The following is a 23,135-nucleotide window of genomic DNA, read 5'->3' on the forward strand; positions in this document are numbered from 1 at the left end:
TGAAGCTTGCCATCGCTTCGAAAGTGCAAGGCACGGTGGTCCTGAAGGAGCACCGCATGTCGATCATTTCGTTGTGTAGCACGGTGACGGAGCTGTTCAGGAAGTTCTCTTCGACTTCCCGATTCCATGGCCCACCCGCGGCCCGGAATCGCTCTGCCTAATCGCTCAGCGACCTTTCATTTCGCGAATTCCAGGTGCGCCTTACCGGGCGCAGGGGACGGCTTTGCCTGATCTACGCCTGCTCTCGCCAGACAACTGAACCAACGAACTGCGCAAGCCAGCACCTGACTGGGCGCGGGAGGGTTTCATCGTCCCGTGCTTTTCTCCCAATCGATCGAGGACACCGCAATGGCCAATTTCAACAAGTCGGACCTGGAATTTATCCTCAAGCAAATCTTCATCGCAGAAGCGCATTCCAACGGCGCCAGCCTCAGTGATTTGCTCCCCAACAGTCAGGTGCCATTCGGCCTGCGAACCGTCGATGGCAGCTACAACAACCTGGTCGCCGGGCAAAGCGAGTTTGGCGCTGCGGACAATTCCTTCCTGCGCGTGCTGGATGCCCAGTATCGAGCGGCCTATGCCGCGTCAGGGAATGTGGTCGACCCGCAGCCACGGATTATCAGTAACCTGATCAACGACCAGACAGCTAACAACCCGGCCGCGGTGGCGGCGAACGGCGGCGCCGACCCGGTGATCAGTCCCGGTCTGGATGGCGTGTTCGGCACGGCCGACGACAAGGAAGTGTTCTTCATCCCCAACGAGTCGCCGGACGCTGGCCTGACCGCCGGCTTCAACTCGTGGATGACCTTCTTTGGCCAGTTCTTCGACCACGGCCTCGACCTGGTCACCAAAAGCAGCACCGACTTCGTGTTTATCCCGCTGCTGCCGGACGATCCGTTGTACGTGCCGGGCAGCCCGACCAATTTCATGGTGCTGCCACGTGCCGTGCATACCCCCGGCGCGGACGGAATACTCGGCACTGCCGATGATGGCCAGCCCAACACCACCTCGCCGTTCGTGGACCAAAGCCAGACTTACAGCTCGCACCCCTCGCATCAGGTGTTCCTGCGCGAATACGCCCTGAACGCGGCAGGTGACCCTATTGCAACGGGACGCTTGATTACCAACCGCGATCTCGGCGCCGACGGCAAGTTCGGCACGGCCGATGATGGCGATGGCACCAATGGCGGCATGGCGACCTGGGCCGTGGTCAAGGCCCAGGCCCGTGACATTCTGGGTATAAACCTGACCGACGCCGATGTGCACAGCGTGCCGCTGCTGGCGACCGATGCGTATGGCAACTTCATCCGGGGGCCGAGCGGCATGCCGCAGGTGGTGATGCGCGTCAGTAACGGTACTGACGGGATTGCCGGGACAGCGGATGACGTCACGCAACTGGTCGAAGGCAACCGGGATGCTCCGATCAGTCTGGCCAGCGCCGTGAGCGCCGGGCATGGCTTCCTCGACGACATCGCCCACAATGCCGCGCCGGTAGTCGTTGGCGGGGTTCTGCAGGCGGATGCTGACGACGATATCGGCAATGCGCAGCCGGTTGGCGCGGGCGGCAACAACCTGACCTACGACAACGAACTGCTCGACGCTCACTTCATTGCCGGCGACGGCCGGGTGAACGAAAACATCGGCCTGACCTCCGTGCACCATGTGTTCCACTCCGAACACAATCGCCTGGTCCAGCAGACCAAGGACACCCTCCTTGCCGCCGGCGATCTGGCCTTCCTCAATGAGTGGCTGGCGGTTGACGTGACCGCGATTCCGACGACACCTGCCGGCATTGCGGCGTTGGTGTGGGACGGCGAACGCCTGTTCCAGGCCGCCAAGTTCGGCACCGAGATGCAGTACCAGCACCTGGTGTTCGAGGAGTTCGCGCGGACCATTCAGCCACAGATCGACGAGTTCCTTGCACCCAACGGGTATGACACCTCGATCAACCCGGCCATCCTCGCCGAGTTCGCCCACGTGGTGTATCGCTTCGGTCACTCGATGTTGACCGAGACCGTCGATCGCTTCGACCCCGAATTCAATCCGCTGCTCACTGACCCGAACAACCCGGACTCGCAAATGGGGTTGATCGCGGCCTTCCTCAACCCGCTGGCGTTCGCCGGCAGCGGGGCGACGGCGGACGAAGCGGCAGGGGCGATCATTCGCGGTGTGACCCGCCAGCTCGGCAACGAGATCGACGAGTTCGTCACCGAAGCGTTGCGCAACAATCTGCTCGGTCTGCCGCTCGATCTGCCGGCCCTGAACATGGCGCGTGGCCGCGACACGGGCATCCCCACGTTGAATGAAGCGCGCCGTGAGATGTACGCATCCACCGGCGACAGCCAACTCAAGTCGTACATCAGTTGGGCTGACTTTGCGGACCACCTCAAGCACCCCGAGTCGCTGGTCAACTTCATCGCGGCCTATGGCACGCATGACACGATTACGTCGGCGACCACACTGGCCGACAAACGCGCTGCAGCCATGGCGCTGGTCTTCGGTGGTGCCGGTTCACCGGCTGACCGCCTGAGCTTCCTCAACAGCACCGGTGCCTATGCCAACGTAACGCTGGCCGGCAAGGATGGGCTGATGGGGACGGCCGACGACGTGACGGGCGTGACGATCACGGGGCTCGACGATGTCGACTTCTGGGTCGGTGGCCTCGCCGAGCAAAAAATGCCGTTCGGCGGCATGCTCGGCTCGACGTTCAACTTCGTGTTTGAAACCCAGATGGAGGCGTTGCAGAACGGCGACCGTTTCTACTACCTGTCGCGTACCGCGGGCCTGAACTTCGGCACCGAGCTGGAGAACAACTCCTTTGCCAAGTTGATGATGCTCAACACCGATGTCACCCACCTGTCGAACACCGTGTTCCTGACGCCGACGTTCACCCTGGAAGTGAATCAGGCCGATCAGTTCACCAACCTTGGCGTGGATGGCAAGGCTGACCCGACTGGCGGCCTCATGATCAACGGCGTGGAAATCGTGCCGCTGGTGATCCGCAACAACCCCGACACCGTTGGCGCAGACAGCAATTATCTGCAATACACCGGTGAAGACCATGTCGTCCTCGGCGGCACCGCCGGCAATGACATCCTCATCTCCGGTGACGGCGATGACACCCTTTACGGCGATGGCGGCAACGACCGTCTCGAAGGTGGCGCCGGCAACGATGCGGTGCTGGGTGGCGCGGGCGATGACATCATCACCGACTCGTTCGGCGACAACCGCCTGGAAGGCAATGCCGGCAACGACGTGATCGTGGCCGGTAGCATGGGGGTTGCAGGCAACCTGATTCTGGGCGGCGATGGCCAGGACTTCATCGTCACCACCGAAGATATCAGCACCACGTTTGGCGGCCAGGGCGACGACTTCATCCTGGGTGCCAAGACCAACCTGCCAGCCACCGGCAACGAAGGCGATGACTGGATCGAAAAGGGCACCCAGGACGGTGCGCCTGGCGATAACGCCTCGCCCTTGCTCAACGACGATGTGATCGGCAACGACATCTTTATCGGCGGTGGTGGTTTCGACGAAATGATCGGCGAGGGTGGCGATGACATCTTTGTCGGCAGCGATGCCCAGGACAATATGGACGGCATGTCCGGTTTCGACTGGGTGACCCACAAAAATGACCGGATCGGCGTGACCGTTGACCTGGCCCTGGCCGCGCTGGCCCAGCCACACGGCAATGCGCCAAACCAGAACACCGGGGTGTTCAATCCGGTCGGCGCCTCGCCGGCCTCGATTCTCGACCGTTTTGCCGAGGTAGAAGGCTTGTCGGGATCGAAGTTCGCCGATGTGCTCAGAGGCGATAATGTCGATGCCGACACGATCATCAACCACGGTGGCACCACGGGCAGCGCACTGACCAATGTCGCGTTGATCCGCGGACTGGCGCAGTTCCTGTCCGATGCCGGGCTGCCGACCACAGGCTTTGCCACAGGTAACATCATTCTGGGTGGCAATGGCAGTGACCTGATCGAGGGCCGCGGGGGCGATGACCTGATCGATGGCGACAAATGGCTCAACGTCAGGATTGCGGTCTATGCCCCGGGTGATGTCAACCATACCGGGCCCGAGATCGCCAGCTTCGACAGCATGGTTGACATGATTCCGTTCATGCTGGACCGCACCTATAACCCGGGTCAACTCAAGGCCGTGCGGGAAATCCTGCCCGGTACCTCGACGGGCGGGGCGGCTTTCGACACCGCGATTTTCTCCGGGCTTCAGTCCGAGTATGTGGTGACTCAGAACACCCGCGGCACGGCGGATCTGTCGGACGATGTCTGGACGGTGACGGATACCGAAGTGGGTCGCGACGGCACCGATACCCTGCTGCATATCGAACGTCTGCAATTCGCCGATGGCCAGCGAGTGCTGGTGCCGGGGCTCAATGCTCAACCGGTTGGCAGGCCGACCATTGCCGATGCAAACGGCGGGGCGATTACGGTGGGCGACATGCTGACCGTCAGCGTGGCCGGGGTGACCGATGCCAACAACGTCGGGGGGACTCTGAACAATTCCTCGGTGTCCTACTACTGGCAGTTCGAGGCCGATCCAGGCACTGGCGTGTTCGAGGACATCATCCTGCTGCCTGCCGGTGACCTGGCGTTCCAGAGTGCCGACGGCACCTCCTTCAAGGTCTCTCCGGACCTTGCCGGGTTGTCACTGCGGGTCAAGGCGATCTACCAGGACGGTCATGGCACGACAGAAGTGGTGTTCTCGCAACCGACGTCCGTAGTGGTTCCCGGCGCGCCAGTCGTGCCAACGGCGCAGGCACCTGTGGTCGATGCGACCGCGGGTGGCGAGGGCCTTCACATGGTCCGCTCCGACCTCAACTTCATTCTTGATCAGATCAAGATTGCCGAAGCTGACGCGGCCGGACAGGACATCCTCTCGCTGATCCCGAATATCCGCGCACCGTTGGGCCTGCGGTCGGTCGATGGATCGAACAACAACCTGATGAACCTGAACGGTATCAACAACACCGAGTATGGTGCCGCCGATAACACCTTCCCGCGCTTGAGCGATCCGGTGTTCAACCCGGCCGAAGGTGCTCCTGCCGGTTTCTTCGGCCCCGGCTCGCCGGCCATCCCGGGGACGTCCTATCAGCAAACCAGCGGGCCTGTGTTTGACTCGCAGCCGCGCACCATCAGTAACCTGATCGTCGACCAGACGTCGAACAACCCGGCGGCCTATGCCACGGCTTACGACCCGGGGGTGAACGGTCATCTCGACTTCGGCGTAGTGGGCAGCGGTAACGACGATGTGCTCAAGGATGGCGTGCGGATCGTCGCCAGCCCTGGCATGGATGGTCAGTTTGGTACTGCCGATGACCACGATGTGTACCTGTTCGAGAACACCGCTGCGGATGCGGGATTGTCCGCGCCGTTCAACGCCTGGATGACCTTCTTCGGGCAGTTCTTCGACCATGGTCTGGACCTGCTCACCAAGGGTGGTTCGGGCACCGTCTACATTCCGCTGCAACCGGATGATCCGCTGTATGTACCCGGCGGCCACACCAATTTCATGGTGCTGACCCGCGCGACCAACCAGCCAGGGGCGGATGGCGTGCTCGGCACGGCCGACGACATCCATGAACACACCAACACCACCACGCCGTTTGTGGACCAGAACCAGACTTACAGCTCGCATCCTTCGCACCAAGTGTTCCTGCGCGGTTATGTACTGACCGACGACGGCCCCATCGCGACCGGCAGGCTGATCACCAACCGTGACCTGGGGTCGGACGGCAAGTACGGAACCTCTGACGACACCGAAATCGGTGGCATGGCCACCTGGAAGGTGGTCAAGGCGCAGGCCAAGGACATTCTGGGTATCCGCCTCACCGATGCCGATGTCGATAACTCGCCGTTGTTGGCCACCGACGCCTATGGCAACTTCATCAAGGGGCCGAACGGCTTCCCGATGGTCGTGATGAAAGGGGCTGACGGCATTGGCGGTACGGCTGATGACGTGCTGGTCGAAGGCAACCCGCTTGCTCCCGTCGACCTGACCAATGCGGTGCGCACCGGTCATCAGTTCCTCGCCGACATTGCCCACAATGCCGCGCCGGTGTTCAGCGGTGGCGTGCTCATGCCGGACGCGGATTCCAACACAGGCAACGCCGTGCCGGTCAATCCGCAGACCGGGGCCAACCTGGCCTACGACAACGAGTTGCTGGATGCGCACTACATCGCCGGCGACGGTCGGGTCAACGAGAACATCGGCCTGACCGCCGTGCATGCGATCTTCCACGCCGAGCACAACCGGCTGGTGGCGCAGACCATGGACACCGTGCTCGATTCGCATGACGTGGCCTTCCTCAACGAGTGGCTGCTCACGCCTATAAGTGCGTTGCCCGCCAACCAGGCCGAGATCGATGCGCTGGTGTGGAATGGCGAGCGCTTGTTCCAGGCGGCCAAGTTCGGCACCGAGATGCAGTATCAGCACCTGGTGTTCGAGGAGTTTGCACGGACCATCCAGCCCCGAGTCGACCTGTTCTTTGCGCCGACCCAGGTCTATGACGTCGACCTCGATGCCTCGATCGTCGCCGAGTTCGCGCACACCGTGTACCGGTTTGGCCACTCGATGCTGACCGAGACCGTCGATCGCTACGACGTCGATTTCAACGTGGTGGGCGATCCGAACAGCACTGATCCCGATCAGCAAATGGGCTTGATCGCGGCGTTCCTCAACCCGTTGGCGTACGCCGCCAGTGGCGTGACGCCAGAGGACGCGACCAGTGCGATCATCCGTGGGGTCACTCGGCAAGCCGGTAACGAAATCGACGAGTTCGTGACCGAGGCGCTGCGCAATAACCTGCTCGGGCTGCCGCTCGACCTACCGGCGCTCAACATCGCCCGTGGCCGCGACGTGGGGATTCCCTCACTCAACGCGATCCGCCGCGACATCTACAGCCAGACCTGTGATACCCAACTCAAGCCTTACACCAGCTGGGTCGACCTGGTCCAACACCTCAAGCATCCGGAGTCGTTGATCAACTTCATCGCGGCCTATGGCACGCATGGCACGATCTCGGCCGCGACCACCCTGGACGCCAAACGCGCAGCTGCCATGGCGCTGGTATTTGGCGGTACGGGTGCGCCGGCTGACCGCATGGACTTCCTCAACGGCACTGGCACCTGGACCAACGTGACGCGTGCCGGCAAGGACGGAGTGCTGGGGACTGCCGACGATCTGAAGGGGGTGACGATCACGGGCGTCGATGCCATCGACCTCTGGATCGGCGGCCTGGCCGAAGAAAAAACGCCGTTCGGCGGCATGCTCGGCTCGACCTTCAACTTCGTGTTCGAGAACCAGATGGAAAAACTGCAGGACGGCGACCGCTTCTACTATCTGGAGCGTACCTCCGGCCTGTCGATGAATGCCGAGCTGGAAAGCAACTCGTTCGCCAAGCTGATCATGGCCAATACCTCGGCCACGCACTTGCCAGGCCTGGTGTTCTCGGACCCGGGGTTCTATCTGGAAAGGGACCAGAGCAAGCAGTTCAACGATGGCCTGGGCAGCGCCGATCCACTGGGCGAGCACGGCGAGCAGGTGGTGTTCCGCGACAACCCGCTGACCGCAGGGCCGGACAGCAACTACATCAAATACACCGGTGGAGAGCACATCGTACTGGGCGGCACCAACAACGCCGACATCCTCATCGCCAGTGAAGGCGATGACACGGTCTGGGGCGACGGCGGCAACGATCGCATCGAAGGAGGGGACGGTAATGACCAACTGCGCGGCGGTGCCGGCGACGACATCATCAGCGACCGCGGCGGCGACGATAACATCCAGGGCGGCGACGGCAACGACGTGCTGCACGGTGGTAACGGCGTCAACCTGATCATCGGCGGCTTTGGCAATGACTTCATCGTCACCGGCGAGGACGCTTCCGAGGCCATTGGTGGCCAGGGCAACGACTTCATCCTGGGCAGCAAAGCCAACGAACAGGACATGGGTAACGAAGGCGACGACTGGATCGAGAAGGGCACCTCGGACGGTGCCCCTGGCGACAACTTCGACCCGTTCGGCAACGACCCTGTCATCGGCCACGATGTGTTCATCGGCGGTAACGAGAACGACAAGTTCAACGGCGAAGGCGGTGACGACATCATGGTCGGCAGTCTCGGCCTCGGTGACCGCTATATCGGCGGTTCCGGCTATGACTGGGCAACTTTCAAGGACCTTGCCCAAGGCGTGTCCATCGATTTCACCGACCGCTTTTTCGATGTCCCTCCGGTGCCGGGATCGGGTGCCTCCGCGCTCGTGCGTTTCGACATCATGGAAGGGCTGTCGGGTTCGAAGCACGGTGACTTCCTGCGCGGTGATAACGAAGACGCCACCTCGCTACCCGGCGCCGGAGCGACCGGCAGTGTGCTGACCAACATCAACCTGATCAACGGCCTGGCGGATTTGCTGCCAGACGGAGCGACGTTCTTCGATGGCGGCAACATCATCCTCGGTGGCAGCGGCAGCGACCTTATCGAAGGTCGCGGTGGTGACGACATCATCGATGGTGACAAGTGGCTGAACGTACGCATCAGCGTACGGGCGAACAACGATGGCACTGGCCCGGAAATCGCCTCGTTCGACAGCATGGAGCCGATGGTGCCGTTCATGCTGAACGGTACTTACAACCCTGGCCAGTTGGTCATCGTGCGGGAGATTCTGACCGGCAATGACCGCTACGACACCGCGGTGTTCTCCGGTAATTCGACGGAATACCTTGTCGAAGTCCAGGGCGACACCGTTATCGTGACCGACCTGGTGGCAGGGCGTGACGGTGTTGATCGCCTGACAGGCATCGAGCGTCTGCAGTTCTCTGACCTGGCGCAAGAGTCCGGTGTGGGCACCGCCTTGAACGAAGGCCCATCGGGTCATCTGGCGATTCTCGACGATGCGACCGGTCTGCGTGACGACACGCCTGTCGCTGGCCAGTTGCTGCGCGTCAGCAATCGGGCGGTACACGATGCGGACAACGTAAGTGGGGCCAATCCAACCGGCGCGGTAACCGGTGCGGTGGCTTACTACTGGCAGGTCGAAAACATTCCCGGCACGGGCATCTATGAAGACATCACCTTTCTTGCCGCCGGCGAAGCGTCGCGAGCCACCGGCACCACCTACCGGGTGGCGGACGATGTGGCGGGCCTGAACATTCGCGTCAGGGCGGTGTATCAGGATGCCAAGGGCACACTGGAGATCATCGACTCGTCGGGGAACAGCACGCCGACAGCAGGGCCGACCATCAACGGGCTTTTGGTGCAGAACCAACTGTTGACCGCTGACCCATCGAGCATCATCGACCTTGATGGCCTCAGCAATCCGCAGTTCACCTACCAGTGGCAGGCGACCAATGGGGTCAGCTTCGTCAACATCGTCGGCGCCACCGGCAGCACCTTCACGCTGACTCAGGATCAGGTCGGCGATCAGGTGCGCGTGGTGGTCAGTTACGTGGATGACTTCGGTGTGGCCGAAAGCATTGCGTCCGACCCTTCGGACCCGGTGGCCAACGTCAACGACGCACCGACAGGCGCGTTGCTGATCAGCGACACGACGCCTGAAGAAGGGCAGCTGCTGACCGCGCTGACGGCCGCGATTGCCGATGCGGATGGGTTGGGCACCTTCAGCTACCAATGGCAGCAAGGTGTCGGCACGACCTTCACCAACATCACCGGAGCGACCGCTGCGACGTTCACCCCGGGTGTGGCGCAGAACAATCTGCAACTGCGGGTGATCGTGCGTTATACCGATGGCTTCGGCACGCTGGAGACGGTGACCTCAGCGGCAACCGCCGCCGTTACGCTGCCGCCTGGCGTGGTGCTCGTGGGTACCGCCTTGGGCGAAACGCTCACCGGTGGCGCGGGCGCCGATGTGCTGAGTGGCTTGGGCGGGAACGACACGCTCAATGGTCTGGGCGGCATTGACCAGTTGTTTGGCGGCACGGGTAACGACATCCTCAACGGCGGAGACGGCAACGACATCCTCAATGGCGAGGACGGCAACGACACCCTCAACGGTGGGCTCGGCGCGGATGCCATGAACGGCGGTGCCGGCAACGACACCTTTGTGGTCGACAACGTCGGCGACACTGTCATCGAGGCGCTGGGCGGTGGGACCGATCTGGTGCAAACCAGTCTGGCCAGCTACGCACTCGGAGCCAACGTCGAAAACCTGACCTATACCGGTGTCGCTAACTTCACCGGTACCGGTAATGCGCTGGACAACACCCTCACCGGCGGGGTCGGTAACGACGTCCTCAATGGCGGGGACGGCAACGATACCCTCAACGGCGGGCTCGGCGCAGATGCCATGAACGGCGGTGCCGGCAACGACACCTTTGTGGTCGACAACGTCGGTGACAGTGTCATCGAGGCGGTGGGCGGTGGGACCGATCTGGTGCAAACCAGCCTGGCCACCTACGTGCTCGGTGCCAACGTCGAAAACCTGACCTATACCGGAGCCGGCAACTTCACCGGTACCGGTAACGCGCTGGCCAACACCATTACCGGCGGGGTCGGTAACGACACCCTCAGTGGCGGGGACGGCAACGACATCCTCAACGGCGGGCTCGGCGCCGATGCCATGAACGGTGGCACCGGCAACGACACCTTTGTGGTCGACAACGTGGGTGACACGGTCACCGAGGCGCTGGGTGGCGGGACCGACCTGGTGCAAACCAGCCTGGCCAGCTACGTACTCGGCGCCAACGTCGAAAACCTGACCTATACCGGAGCCGGCAACTTCACCGGTACCGGTAATGCGCTGGCCAACACCCTCACCGGTGGGGCCGGTAACGACGTGCTTAACGGCGGTGCGGGTGCAGACCAGATGGTGGGGGGCGTCGGCAACGATACCTACGTCGTCGATGTTGCGGCGGACGTGGTGGTTGAAGCGGCGGGTGGCGGTACGGATACCGTGCAGACGGCGCTGGCCAGCTATACGCTGGGTGCCAACCTCGAAAACCTGACCTTTACCGGCGTCGGCAACTTCGTCGGCAACGGCAACGCGCTGAACAACGTCATCACCGGCGGTGCAGGTAATGACACCCTCAATGGTGATAGCGGCAACGACATCCTCAATGGCGGGCTCGGCGTGGATGTCATGAACGGCGGTGTCGGCAACGACACCTTTGTGGTCGACAACGTCGGTGACAGCGTCATCGAGGCGCTGGGCGGCGGTACCGATCTGGTGCAAACCAGTCTGGCCAGCTACGTGCTGGGTGCCAACGTCGAGAACCTGACCTTCACCGGCGTCGGCAACTTCACCGGCACCGGCAATGCGCTGGCCAACACCCTGACCGGCGGGGCCGGCAACGACATCCTCAATGGCGGTGCGGGCACCGACCAGTTGATTGGGGGCGCCGGCAACGACACCTACGTCGTCGATGCAACCGCAGACGCGGTGGTAGAAACGGCCGGTGGCGGTACGGATACCGTGCAGGCGTCGCAGGCCAGCTACACGCTCAGCGCCAACGTCGAAAACCTGACCTACACCGGCGTCGGCAACTTCGTCGGCAACGGCAACGCGTTGAACAACGTCATCACCGGCGGTGCAGGTAATGACACCCTCAGTGGCGACAGCGGCAACGACATCCTCACGGGCAACGCCGGCAACGACACGCTCAATGGTGACCTCGGTGACGACCAACTGCTGGGTGGCATTGGCACCGATACCCTGAACGGCGGAAGTGGCGATGATAGCCTCGACGGCGGTGACGGGACCGATACCTTGAATGGTGACATCGGCAACGACACGCTGCTCGGCGGACTGGGTGACGACCGCCTGGATGGCGGTACCGGCAACGATCTGCTTCAGGGCGGCGATGGCAACGACACGCTGCTCGGAGGTATCGGTAACGATACCTTGTTGGGTGGCATCGGCAGTGACTCGATCGATGGCGGTGCTGGCAACGATACGGTCACGGGGGGGGCCGGCAACGACCTCATGGACGCCGGCAATGGCAACGATATCTTCCTGTTCGCAGCGGGCTTCGGAGCCGATCAGATCTTCAACTTCGATGCCAACGCGGCGGGTGGCCAGGACCTGCTCGATATCTCCGCGTTCGGCGTCACAGCTGCGACCTTTGCCGCCACCGTCATCATCACCGATCTCGGTGCGGATACCTTGATCAGCTCGGCAGGCGCTGAGTCCATCCGCTTGATAGGGGTGGCCGACGCAACGACGGTTACTGCTTCGGACTTCATTTTGGCAAGTTGAGGTTCTGATCGGGATTGCTGCAGGGAGCGGTGTAGAGGAGGGGGGCAATGGATGCCCTCCTTTTTTATTTGGAAAACAAACCCGTCCCCTTTTATGTTATTTGCATATCGATAGGGCCATTGCTCTACATCGTGATCAGGGATCAAGGAGTTTTCGATGACCTTTGCAAAGCGTGTCAGGGATAACCAAGTCGCCCGCCCAAATCAGAGAAGTTTCAATCTGGCTGAATGGAAAGCGGCTTTTGAACTCGACGGAATGGATCAAGAGTCCAAAAATTTATACGAGGCCGGTGTCTGGTTTTCCCGGGCCTTCTCAACCATCAGGGGCGAGTTGAGCTTCGCGGCTGACAAGAAAATCAGCCGGGACGACAAGCTCTTAGCGTTCGTCAGCCATGCCAACTTGAAATCCATCGGCTACCAGTTATCAATTGCCAACATTGTTCGCGAATCCTGGTCGCAAAATCCCGCGCACCAAAGTGCAAGCCATATCCTGCCCAAAGTGCATGACCGTGATGGCCTAGCCCATTCGCTGGATCAGATCGCGCAATCGGATATCGACGGGCTACAACTCCCGCTTCGAATGATCCTCAGCCAGAAGCCGTCGCACGCCAAAGAAGCGCCATCGAGAACAGGATCACAAAGCGATATCGCAGCGGATTATGCCATCGGAACTTTCTACAAAATTATCGAAGACTTATGGGAAGAATGCCTGTGGAATAACTACGTCCTCACCGAGTCCGCTGAAGGAGTCAAGTTGTCGCCAGCACGGCCCGCCGACGCGAGTTGGAAGTGGATAACCTTGAGCCGTCGCAGTGCCGTTCATCACGCCAGTAACCTTCATCATCACTCGACGTTTGAGCAAGCACGCCGCTCATACAGCCACGCCGCGCTCGGCATACCTAGGCCCATCGTTGCAGTTACTGCCGTCGACGGAACCTACACATTCGTGCTGGCAGCGGATGAAACAATTGGTGAGGGGTCCTGCGAAAGCTACATTCTCATGCAAGAAGCCTTGCAGCCGTACTACGTAGAACTTGCCCGGTTCCAAAGCCCTCGGCTCGCAGGAAGCACGATAATCGACGTGATCAAGTGCTGGACCGTGCTGCAAAGCTTGGTGAGACTTCTGAAGAAGGGGACTCACGTATCCAACAACCAGCAAACACCCACGCAAGCATTGGCCGAACTCACCACGCCCAGAATCCCACGAGGTGCGTTAATCAAAGCCATCAGTGACTCACTGTCCGTCACCGACGACATCAGCCACAAACTGCTGGAATTCTTCACCTATTCACCCTCCGCAGCACAGCGGCATGAAGAAAATGAACTGTGGACCCAGCCCCTTATCGCCTTGAACGACAGCGAGCTGCTGGTGCTCTATACCCCCTCACTGGGCACAACCCAGCGCAACGTAGACATCTGGATCCGTCAACTCGGTGCGAAGTTTGATGCCCGTGGGCTGCCATTCGAAAATTATCTGCGCGACGTGTTGAATTACACCATCAACTCCTCCCCGATAAAGCGGGACATTGCTCTGATGCCCCACGCGTTGAAATTCTATTTACCTGGGGAAGTCGAGGGAGAGCCTCTCTACGAAGACATCGACATCGTGCTGCGCATCGGTAATGCCGTTGTCATTGGCGAAGCAAAATGCTTTCTGCAACCGGTCGACCCCGATGAAGTATTCAAACATCGGGAGAAGGTCATCGAGGCGCAGACCCAACTTCAACGCAAGACAGACTACATCCAGAAATACAAAAAACAGTTCCGTGAAGAGTGCGCGAGACGTGATTTCCTTCTGCCCGAAGACTTCAAAATCCAACCGCTCATTTTGCTCAACGGGCAGTCCCACTGCGGCATCCCCTACGCCGGCACGCCCATTGTCGACATCATGATTCTGGCGACTTTCTTAAGAGGCGTTCTACGGCAGAACATTGTTGTCACCAAAGCAAACGGGGTGGAATCTGCGGACACGTACCGTCTCTACAGCGACATCATCGAAGCGCAAGCCCTGCTAGAAGCGTATTTGATGAGCCCCCCACAGCTCCAACGCTACGCCACTGCATTGGGCGAACGTCAGGTTATCTACAGCGACATCGTCGACGAGCTTGAACCGGTGGCCTACGATTACTTCGAAGTGGACCTGTCCAGAATCCTGGGATGACTCCGGCGAGTATCCCATCACCCTCGCAAAGAGCAGGGCCCTTCCGGACTCCAGCCAATCCGGAAGGTGTGACAAATAACACAGACGAACTTATCTTGGCCCGGCCCGCTTCTCCACTTCATCCTCCAACCACTCGGCCAGCACCACGGCATTGTTCTCGACCGTGGATTTCGCCGCATACACCAGGGTGGATATGGGGCGAGAGCGATCATTGGCGACCGGCAGCTCTCGGCCAGAAGCGGACGATGGACAGGTTGCCGACGATCCCGTAGCGTGCCCATTAGCCATGCCATTTTCGTCCTTCCAGCGTGGTGACAAACACGGAATTATGCATCGCATAGGAATGCTATTAGACACAAACGGCGAAAAACTGCACGCCACTTTCGCCGCATACTTATAGTTCGCCGATAGATTTGCCAAACATCATGAACTCGCATCCGACCTTTGACGAAGGCGCGCTAAAAAGGCTCGCTGAACGCACGGAATACGAAACTTGGCTTCTTGAGGAAGTGTACTCACTTGTCGAGCAGGAACTGTTTCCATCCTGGCCTGATGCAATTGTGTACCCAGTAGACAAGTCGCAGGCTCAGTTCTTTTCGTATGGACACGCCAACATTGTTATCGGCGATTGGCGACCTGGTTTCCTTAACGCAGGCGCACCTCTTGTCCTCGTCTCGACCTTCAAGCTATTTGACATTCTCATCGAGTGGATCCTCGATGAGAATGCGGTACAGTCTACGTTGCGCTTTCAGCAGAAACTGCAACACCTCAAGGATTCACCCGTCTTTCCACAAACAATCGAAATCCGTCCTTGGCTAAAGGAGCGTCTCACCGGTCTTTACAGCATCCTTGAGCCGCTTCGCGGAACGATCATTCATGACAAGCACTTTAGTGTGACAGACGGTGCGCTCCGAATATCCAGTTCGAGGAAAGGTATTATAGGATCTGCCGTGGACATCAGCGCTGCTCACCTAAGGACGCTCGCTGTCACCATCGTGAGCGTTCTCAAGTATGTCGATGATACTTGGTATCTCGATGAGCTTCGGGAAAAGAGTTTACGGTACGGCCTGGATGAACTTGTGACCCTGCACGGACTGCCTCCCCTAGGCCAAAAGCGCCCCTTTCATACGTGCGTGCGAGTTTATCTGAATGGGCCTGATCCATTTAACGTCGACCCGATGGTTATTCAGGGCGATCTCACTGCGAGATATTTGGATCAGGACTGCTCTTTTGACTTGCGCGTACTGATGGTCAAAGGTGGTGAAGTTGTGGACGCGTACCTTTTCCCCTGGGCCCTCATCGCAACTGTGAGTTCTGACTGGCACCAAGGAATCGATGCTCAACACTACAGAACCGCGTTACCCGATGACATTAAGCCTGAACATCTAGGTGCCGGTTAACCCACGCATGCACCGGCCAGTCGTAAGCGGCGCTTCGACTTGCCGGTGATACGCAATGTCAGCAATAGACTGCTTTGGGTCGTTTTCAACCTGTTACGACAGGCATGAAAACGGCCAAAAGCGGACGTTTGCAAGCGACCGATAACAGCCAGAAGCGCTCTTCCATTTGAAGCAAATGTCACGCGGAATATTCGTTAATGATACAAACTACCAAGCCCCGAATACTCAGGGCTTGGTTATATATAACGTGGCGGCGCCTAAGCTTTTCGGACTTATTATTCGACGAACAGATAGGCCGGATACCTCAGGATTGACTGTTGAACTGAATACTTTTTGTGATTGTTTTCCCGTTGCGACTTAGGGTGACATCAACTTTCTTGCCTAGCCTTGTTGCAATCATGGTGCTTAAGTGATTAGTGTTTTTTATCTTTTCGTTGTCAAGTGCTTCCAGTATATCCCCAACTAGAATATCTGCATTGTAAGCAGGAGAGTCATCAGTGAGCATGATTGCTCTAACGCCATAATTTGACTGTCGCTCTTGGCGTTCCTTGTCCGTCAGGTCCGCTGTGTTAACTCCAAATATGACTGTCCGCTTTATAAAATAAACGGCGGCGTAATCTGCCCGATGTTCTGTTGTCGGGACGTAATCGGTGGTTGTGGTGATCGTCGTCCCCGTCCCTTTGACGATGGCATTGGTGCGGCCGGGAGCGCCCAACAGCAGCGCCGATCCTTCTGTTGTACTGATCGTGGGTTTTACGACCGCTGTCGAAGTTGCATAACTGCCCGTGTATCGAGGGCTCCTGATGACAATTAGATCGGCCTTAACGGCTTTTGCTTGATCGACTGCTAATTTTTCAGGAATGGGTTGGGGGCTGTTGAACGATGCTTTGCCAATAGCTATATAGCCTCTGCGAGCCCACATATCCAGCCGTTCTTGTCCTTGCTCAGGGCTTACGTTATCGACTACTGGGATTTCTGGTGGAGGGGCAGATCGAAATTTTGCTATATTTTCGGGAGTGGATCCGTTCAGAGCGGAGTAGTGATTTGTGTACGGGTTGTTGTTTGCACAGCCAGATAGCGTGGCATAAAAAAAAGCTAACGCAATAAACTTGGTTGCGTGTTTGTTCACTTTTCTCTTCCCTATACTTGTTTAGGTATTCCAAATTTTCAGCGATGGCAATTTAACATGATTTCAATACACTCCGTATAGAGCGGGCGAGGACGAAGTGGACGACGCAGCGGACATCCGTCACGTTCGTCAGAGCTTTTCAGGTAGAGAGTGGACATCCTGAACGTCGCTGATTCCTCAGTAGCTAGTAATCCGACGACGTACGGCCCGTTAGCACGATCCCCTTGGACAAACGAAATTCCAGTGACCGCTCATGGCCGAAAGCAGCTGTTAGCGACCAGCGGCATCCCACCCAAAGCGGACATTACCTGTAACTGAAGTTGACCGACCATGAAACCGTATTGCAGCATGGTGTTGAGGTGCGGCAGCGCTGTACAGCCGATCTGTTGGCTGGAAGCTTTATGATTGGTGCAACCGCTACCTTCGTCACTAACCGGAAGAAGCTCATGATCAGGGTGTTACCGAAGAACGAACTCAAAGAGCTGTCGGTAAAAGCGGAAGCAGACGGTTTAACGTTGAGTAATCTTGGTCCCGTTTGCGAAAAGTTCTGCGCTGCACCGCAAGATGTGCTGAACGAGCTTTCCATCGCGGTTGCGGAAGGCTATCTACAGGGATCTTTTACCTATGATTTTTGCGACGGTGTTATGAATGGGATCATAAATGCCGTGGTTGAAGTGGGCATGACTAACGACATACCTCAGCCCGCTTTCTCGCTTTACCAGGCATTCGATCAAGGTGAATGGTTCCGCAGTAACGACCCACCGGAGACTGACCTCAGCGAGAAATACACGAAGCCGGTGGTCAAGGAAATAATGCGTACCCTTAGAGGCTAGCTTTCACAGATTTAGAGGTTTTCGCTTTTCGGCTCTGCTCGGCTCGAACGCCGCAGTTGGCCGATAGCCGACTGATTCAAGAGACCACGTTGCTATCACACTTGCGATGGTCACCTTGTAAATACGTCAGCGGCTTCCTGGATTTTCGAAGCTTTCTCCGTCTGTAGGAAGCGCGCATCACCTTATTCAACAACTCTTGAGGGCGCATGTTTAAACACCCTCAAGGTTACGTCCTGAAAGCTACAAAACCTTGCGCCGTTGCCTACGACTGCACCAGAATCCGCCGGCTTGTGCGCTTTTGGGCTGCTCGGTAACTTGATTCCCGTCACTGCCCTTCAGTGATCGGGTTTAGCAGCCCGGGGTTACAAGCAAGCTGCACGAGTTCTTGTCAGTCAGGCATTCCCACGCCTGCACCTGATGGTGGTTGTGCGCAGGGCGCCTTCGGGCGCGCCGGCTTTGCTAGCTTCCCCGGTCTGCTAACCTGCGTACAGCTGCCTCCCTCTCGTTTAGCAGCAAGAAGGTTGGCACTCAATTTGAGAAGCAAGCTAATGTTCAAAATTACGCCAAACCCACCAGACACCGATCCAGTTTCCCCCTACGAACCCGATTCAAAAAAACTCAACGACGCCGCCGAACGCGCCCTCGATTTCCACTTCCCATCAAACGCCGACATCAAAGCCACCCCGCGTACCTCCAGCAAGCTATTTTCCGTGGACCCAGAAGCCACGGCCGAAACCCTGGCGGTTTTTTTGGTCGAGACGCTGGCGTCGGTGGATGTGATGGTTCATCAGTTGGTGGATCATCTGGAGGGTGAGTCGCGTTATGCCTTGCTGGGCATTTCAAACAGCATCATGGTGGCGGAAATTACGGCTAATCGGGTGTTGGATAAGGTTGAGCCATCCGTGTAACCGCTGTTCTGTGGCGAGGGAGCATGCTCCCTCGCCACAGGTTGTTTGTTGTTTGTGCTATCGGTTTTCATAGAAACGGGACGCTTGGCGTCCCGTTTTTTATGGCGGTGGTATCAACCTCCAGCGCGTTTGTTCAGTGCCTCTTCAGCCGCAGCGATTTTCAGCCTGGCCTGCGCGAGCCCGCAATCAAGCAGCGGCAAGGCCTCCATCAATCAGGTAGATCGCCGCAGAAAACGTCACGATCGACAGCACAGTGCTGACCAGAATCGAGGTTGCGGCTTCGCTTTGATAGGCGCCGGTCTGGTTTGCAAACATCGCCGGAATCGTCGCCGATGGAAGGGCGCAAAGCAGGATCATCTGTTGTGCGTACAGGCCATGAGTGCCGAGCAGTACCGTGGCGCCGAACATCAACACCGGGTGAATGAGCAGCTTGAGCCCAAGGTTGCCCCAGACTTCACCGGACATTTTCAGTTTCTCCGACGACATGATCAGTCCCAGGCACAGCAGGGATACACCGGGCGTGGCCTTGCCGAGAAGGGTGAAAGACTCCGCCGCAAGCGCAGGCAACTTGACCTGCAGCACGGACAGTAGAATCCCCAAAGCCGGCGCCCACATCAGCGGACGACGTACCGCCCCTGAAAGGCTCGACAAAAACGCCTGGCCGCCACTGGCCTTTCCATCAGCGATGGTGAGCAACATGGTCGTCAGCGGGATCATCACCAGGCTCGCGACCAGGTTCAGCACCAGCACCGAGTAGATGCTGCCCGCGCCGAACATTGCACCCAGGATCGGGATGCCCATGAAGGCGGCGTCTGGATAACCGTTCACGAAGCCCTTGAGCGTTGCCACCTTGAGATCGCGAGTGCTGAACCAGCCGATTGCCAGCGCGATCGTGTACATGCCCATGATGCCGATGAACGTCGCCACGATGAACTTGAAGTCGAAGAGCTGTTCACGGGGCGTGCTCGCCATCCCGACAAAAAGCAACGCCGGGAATATCCAGCCCAGCACCAGCCGGCTGATCAGCAGGCTGTCCGAATGGGTAAGCCGTCCGCGCTTGCCGGCGATGTAGCCCAGCGCGATCACAAAGGCGACGGGCAAGATGGGTCCTACGATCCTGTCTAACATGTCATCAATCCTCGTATTTATTTTTATCAAGAATGTCGTCATGGCTGATCGAGGCCGACACGTCGGCGTCGATCAACGCTGCAGTGAACCAGCGGCTTTTGGGGTCAAGGTTTGAAGCGGTAGTCCCGGATGACGTCCTGGTCTGGCTCGATGCCGAGCCCCGGCCCTTGAGGTACGTCGATGCGTCCGTTACGCGGAATGATGGCGTCGCCATAGAGTTGCGCTTCGAGATCGAAGTAACGCCATTCGACCAGTGACTTGGCGCCGCCCAGGGCTGCACTTCCATGCACCGCCGCCAGCAGGCCGGGGCCGTCATAAAAGGCGTGGACCATCACGGTGACGCCGTGGGCGTTGGCCAGCGCATAGACTTTTTGCAGTTCGGTGATGCCGCCCATTTTGGCGGGGCTCGGCTGTACGAAATCCACCGCGCCGGCCTCAAGCAGGTGTTGGAAGTCCGTGAGCGTCGAGGCATTTTCGCCAGCCGCAACCGGGATGCCGCCGTGCGCGCGCACCCTTGCCAGCCCTGAATAGTCTTCCGGCGGCCACACCGGTTCTTCGATCCAGCGCAGGTTCAACGGGCGAAGTTTTTCGGTCATGTCCAGCGCTTCGCGCACCGTCCACGGAGCGTTGACGTCGAGGGTGATTTCCACGCCGGGGCCAGCGGCCTCACACGCAGCGCGGATGACGTCGATATTCACTTCGTGCAGCTTGAGGTGGCGGAAACCGCTGTTGACTGCGCGCTGCACATTGACGCGGATGAGTTCGGGATCGGCATACCGGATCAGGCTTGCATACGCCGCAAGAGACGTGGCCTCACTGCCGCCCAGCAACTGGTAGATCGGTTTTTCGGCGGCTTTGCCCGCGATATCCCAAAGCGCGATGTCAATCGCCGAGAGGCCATAGATGAACGCGCCGCTGCGCCCAAAAACATGAAATTTCCTCTGCAGATCGCCCTGTAACTTCTCCCGTCGAGTGACATCACTGCCAATCAGTTCAGGCGCAAGGATGGTGTCGATCACCACTTTTACCGCGGGGATCGCGGTGAAGCCGAAGGTTTCGCCCCAGCCAACGATACCGTCGTCGGTGGTGATCTTGACCACGAGAGAGTCGACCATTTGCAGGTCTTTCGGCCCCCAGACCCCGCCGGCCGACGGGCCACCCGTGGTGAAGGGAATACGAAGCGGAATGGTTTCAATGCTGGCAATTTTCATGGGATTGCGCCTCAGGCGGGTTGCGAAGCTGGCACGGCGATTTTTTTTGTTCGTCCGTGTCAGGTTGAGGGCAACGTACATCACATCCTGTTGTCCTTCAATGGAACAACTGATTCGTTTCGGCGAATTTCGCTATGGGCGTTATATAACCTGTTGTTTTTATTGGGTAATTAGTTTTATGCGTTTGAGGAATTTCAGTTTCAACTGTCAGGAACAAGTCTTCTGATGTAGATTAAGTAGACAAGTGAGGGGAGAAAAAAGAATGAGTGAAATGAATGTGCAACCCGTAACGCGGCGACCTCATCTGGCCGAGCATATCGCCCGCTCGCTGAGCGACGAGATTGCTTCCGGGCGGCTGCGGCCGGGAGACCGTTTGCCCACTGAACAGTTTCTCTCGCAGAACTTCGGCGTCAGCCGCAACGTGGTGCGCGAGGGCATCGCCACGCTGCGGGCGCAGGGGCTGATTCAGTCTCGCCAGGGCGTAGGTGTGTTCGTCTCCGCCGCCTCCCAAGTGTCAGAGCCTTTAGTACCGCAGGCGAGTGCGCCGATGCTGGACGGTGACAACACCATCCGAAACATGTTTGAAGTGCGGGCCGTCCTGGAAAGCCAGGCCGCCGCGCTCACCGCGTCGCACATGACCCCGGCCAAGTTGAAAGTCATTCAGGCCGCGGTCCTGCGCATGCAATACGAAGGCGAACCGACCCTGGAAACCGTCAACGCCGACCTCGATTTTCACAGGGCCGTTGCGGCGGCGTCGGGCAACGATTATCTCGAGACGATGATTCGCACGGTGCTCGAGCCAATGCGCGCACTGATCACCATGAACTTCGCGCGGCGAGGCCCGGTGTTCAGCAACATTCCGCACGCCGCGCGCGGGGAGCATGAAGAACTCGTGCAGGCTTTTATCGATCGAAACGCGACGGCGGCACGCCAGATCATGGGGGAACATATCGTCAACGCAGCCTCACGATTCGGCTACGAAATCACATTTTTCTGATGGTTTGAGCCGAACGGCTCTTGTTTCGTTGTTCTACAACGTGGGCAGGTTGTTCCTTTGGTCTTCCGAGCATCTCGAACACCTCTGTTCCAATAAGAGAGAAGGCGAGGGAATAGGGATGACTTGTCTCTGGTCAGGCACTCGGCACTCCTGCATCAGACGCAAACATCGGCAAGCGCTGCAACATCCAGTTCAGCAGCTCTTGAGCAGGGGCGGCCAACGGTCGGCCGGACTTCACCAACAGTTTTGCTTCAACCCCAAGAAACAACGGATGGTCGATCGGCACCGCCGCCAGGCTGCCGTTGGCGATTTCCCGATAGGCCGCGAATTCGCCGAGCAACGAAGCAAAACCGCCGTCCTCCACCATGCGCTTGAGCGCCGCGAGGGAGTTGCTGACGAGTACCGGGCGGATCTCGATTTTCTCGGCATACTCGAGCATCTTGATTGCATGACCGATACCGAACGTCGTGGGCGTCAGGACCAGTTGGCAGGCGAGGATATCCTCGACGGTTGCCACCGCGCCTCGCGATGCCAGCGGATGATCCGGGCGAACCAACAGCATCACCGGTTGCGAAAACGTCGCGCGGTAGTCGATGTGCGGATGCGGCGGCGGGTTGTACGCAAGGCCGATGTGCGCACGGTTTTCGGCGACTTCGTTGAGGACATCGTCGACGGGCAGAATGTCCAGCCGCACATCAAGCTTGGGGTACTGCTTGCAGAACGGCGCGAGCACGTTGTCGACCAACGCATCGACATAGCCCTCGCTGATGACGACGCGCACATGGCCTTGCTGCAGGCCCTTGATCGCTTGCAACTGATCTTCGAGTTTCTCCTGGTGCGATCGATAGCCGCGCCAGAACTCCAGCAGGTGCGCCGCGGCCTCGGTGGGCTGAACGCCGCGTGCCTGGCGCTCGAACAGTTTTGCGCCGATTTCCTCTTCCAGCAGCTTGATCTGGCGCGTGATCACCGAGGGCGACGTATTGATGTTGTCGGCCGCGCCACGAATCGATCCGTGAGTCAGCACCTCATGAAAATACCGAAGCCGTTGTTGATTGATTTCGCGCATGCCGGGAACTCTCTCCACAGATGTAGCGTTGCCTGTAGAGCAACACTACACGAACTTAGTTGCTCTTGCTGG

Annotated in this window: 10 protein-coding genes and 1 pseudogene; 6 read left to right on the forward strand and 5 right to left on the reverse strand. The window is 58.8% G+C overall.

Translation table 11 applies throughout. From position 1 onward, the window contains the following. Positions 1-348 precede the first annotated feature (348 nt). Together ACA049_RS11475 and ACA049_RS11480 are read left to right on the forward strand one after the other, a co-directional pair. A complete protein-coding gene (locus ACA049_RS11475; protein WP_497335463.1) occupies positions 349-12,231 on the forward strand; it encodes a peroxidase family protein in 11,883 nt (3,960 codons plus the stop codon). Positions 12,232-12,387: 156 nt separating this feature from the next. Further along, entirely contained in the window at positions 12,388-14,391 is a 2,004-nt protein-coding gene (locus tag ACA049_RS11480) for a hypothetical protein (protein ID WP_497335465.1), read from the forward strand. Between the two features lie 90 nt (positions 14,392-14,481). Here the strand turns inward: ACA049_RS11480 and ACA049_RS11485 are convergent. After that, positions 14,482-14,580, reverse strand: a pseudogene (locus tag ACA049_RS11485) (DUF488 domain-containing protein); the annotation flags it as partial. 236 nt (positions 14,581-14,816) lie between these two features. Between ACA049_RS11485 and ACA049_RS11490 the strand changes: the two are divergent. Beyond that, positions 14,817-15,791 carry a hypothetical protein gene (locus ACA049_RS11490; RefSeq protein ID WP_497335467.1) on the forward strand — a complete coding sequence of 325 codons (975 nt, stop codon included), beginning with the start codon at positions 14,817-14,819 and terminating at the stop codon, positions 15,789-15,791. A gap of 304 nt (positions 15,792-16,095) precedes the next feature. Here the strand turns inward: ACA049_RS11490 and ACA049_RS11495 are convergent, their stop codons facing one another. Continuing rightward, positions 16,096-16,920 carry a PDZ domain-containing protein gene (locus tag ACA049_RS11495; protein WP_497335469.1) on the reverse strand — a complete coding sequence of 275 codons (825 nt, stop codon included), beginning with the start codon at positions 16,918-16,920 and terminating at the stop codon, positions 16,096-16,098. Between the two features lie 320 nt (positions 16,921-17,240). On the opposite strand from ACA049_RS11495, the gene ACA049_RS11500 reads away from it, so the two are divergent. Beyond that, the gene (locus ACA049_RS11500; protein WP_497335471.1) at positions 17,241-17,753 is read left to right on the forward strand and encodes a hypothetical protein; all 513 of its coding nucleotides are present in this window, start codon (positions 17,241-17,243) and stop codon (positions 17,751-17,753) included. Positions 17,754-18,301: 548 nt separating this feature from the next. Next, positions 18,302-18,661: a DUF6124 family protein gene (locus ACA049_RS11505; protein WP_497335473.1), complete on the forward strand. Its 360-nt coding sequence runs from the start codon at positions 18,302-18,304 to the stop codon at positions 18,659-18,661. Between the two features lie 186 nt (positions 18,662-18,847). Here ACA049_RS11505 and ACA049_RS11510 read toward each other — a convergent pair whose 3' ends face one another. Beyond that, entirely contained in the window at positions 18,848-19,831 is a 984-nt protein-coding gene (locus ACA049_RS11510) for an AEC family transporter (RefSeq protein WP_497335475.1), read from the reverse strand. A 62-nt stretch (positions 19,832-19,893) separates the two neighbouring features. Next, the gene (locus tag ACA049_RS11515; RefSeq protein ID WP_497335477.1) at positions 19,894-21,000 is read right to left on the reverse strand and encodes a mandelate racemase/muconate lactonizing enzyme family protein; all 1,107 of its coding nucleotides are present in this window, start codon (positions 20,998-21,000) and stop codon (positions 19,894-19,896) included. 262 nt (positions 21,001-21,262) lie between these two features. On the opposite strand from ACA049_RS11515, the gene ACA049_RS11520 reads away from it, so the two are divergent. Beyond that, positions 21,263-21,997, forward strand: coding sequence for a FadR/GntR family transcriptional regulator (locus ACA049_RS11520; protein WP_497335479.1), 735 nt, complete (start codon positions 21,263-21,265; stop codon positions 21,995-21,997). A 133-nt stretch (positions 21,998-22,130) separates the two neighbouring features. Here ACA049_RS11520 and ACA049_RS11525 read toward each other — a convergent pair whose 3' ends face one another. Then, entirely contained in the window at positions 22,131-23,063 is a 933-nt protein-coding gene (locus tag ACA049_RS11525) for a LysR family transcriptional regulator (RefSeq protein WP_497335481.1), read from the reverse strand. Positions 23,064-23,135 lie beyond the last annotated feature (72 nt).

The organism is Pseudomonas sp. LBUM1662 (assembly GCF_059695915.1).

Bases quoted from the DNA above. Each gene is read 5' to 3' on its own strand.
- ACA049_RS11505 (WP_497335473.1), top strand. From the start codon at position 18,302: ATGTTCAAAATTACGCCAAACCCACCAGACACCGATCCAGTTTCCCCC.
- ACA049_RS11480 (WP_497335465.1), top strand. From the start codon at position 12,388: ATGACCTTTGCAAAGCGTGTCAGGGATAACCAAGTCGCCCGCCCAAAT.
- ACA049_RS11510 (WP_497335475.1), bottom strand. From the start codon at position 19,831: ATGACGACATTCTTGATAAAAATAAATACGAGGATTGATGACATGTTA.
- ACA049_RS11525 (WP_497335481.1), bottom strand. From the start codon at position 23,063: ATGCGCGAAATCAATCAACAACGGCTTCGGTATTTTCATGAGGTGCTG.
- ACA049_RS11475 (WP_497335463.1), top strand. From the start codon at position 349: ATGGCCAATTTCAACAAGTCGGACCTGGAATTTATCCTCAAGCAAATC.
- ACA049_RS11490 (WP_497335467.1), top strand. From the start codon at position 14,817: ATGAACTCGCATCCGACCTTTGACGAAGGCGCGCTAAAAAGGCTCGCT.
- ACA049_RS11515 (WP_497335477.1), bottom strand. From the start codon at position 21,000: ATGAAAATTGCCAGCATTGAAACCATTCCGCTTCGTATTCCCTTCACC.
- ACA049_RS11520 (WP_497335479.1), top strand. From the start codon at position 21,263: ATGAGTGAAATGAATGTGCAACCCGTAACGCGGCGACCTCATCTGGCC.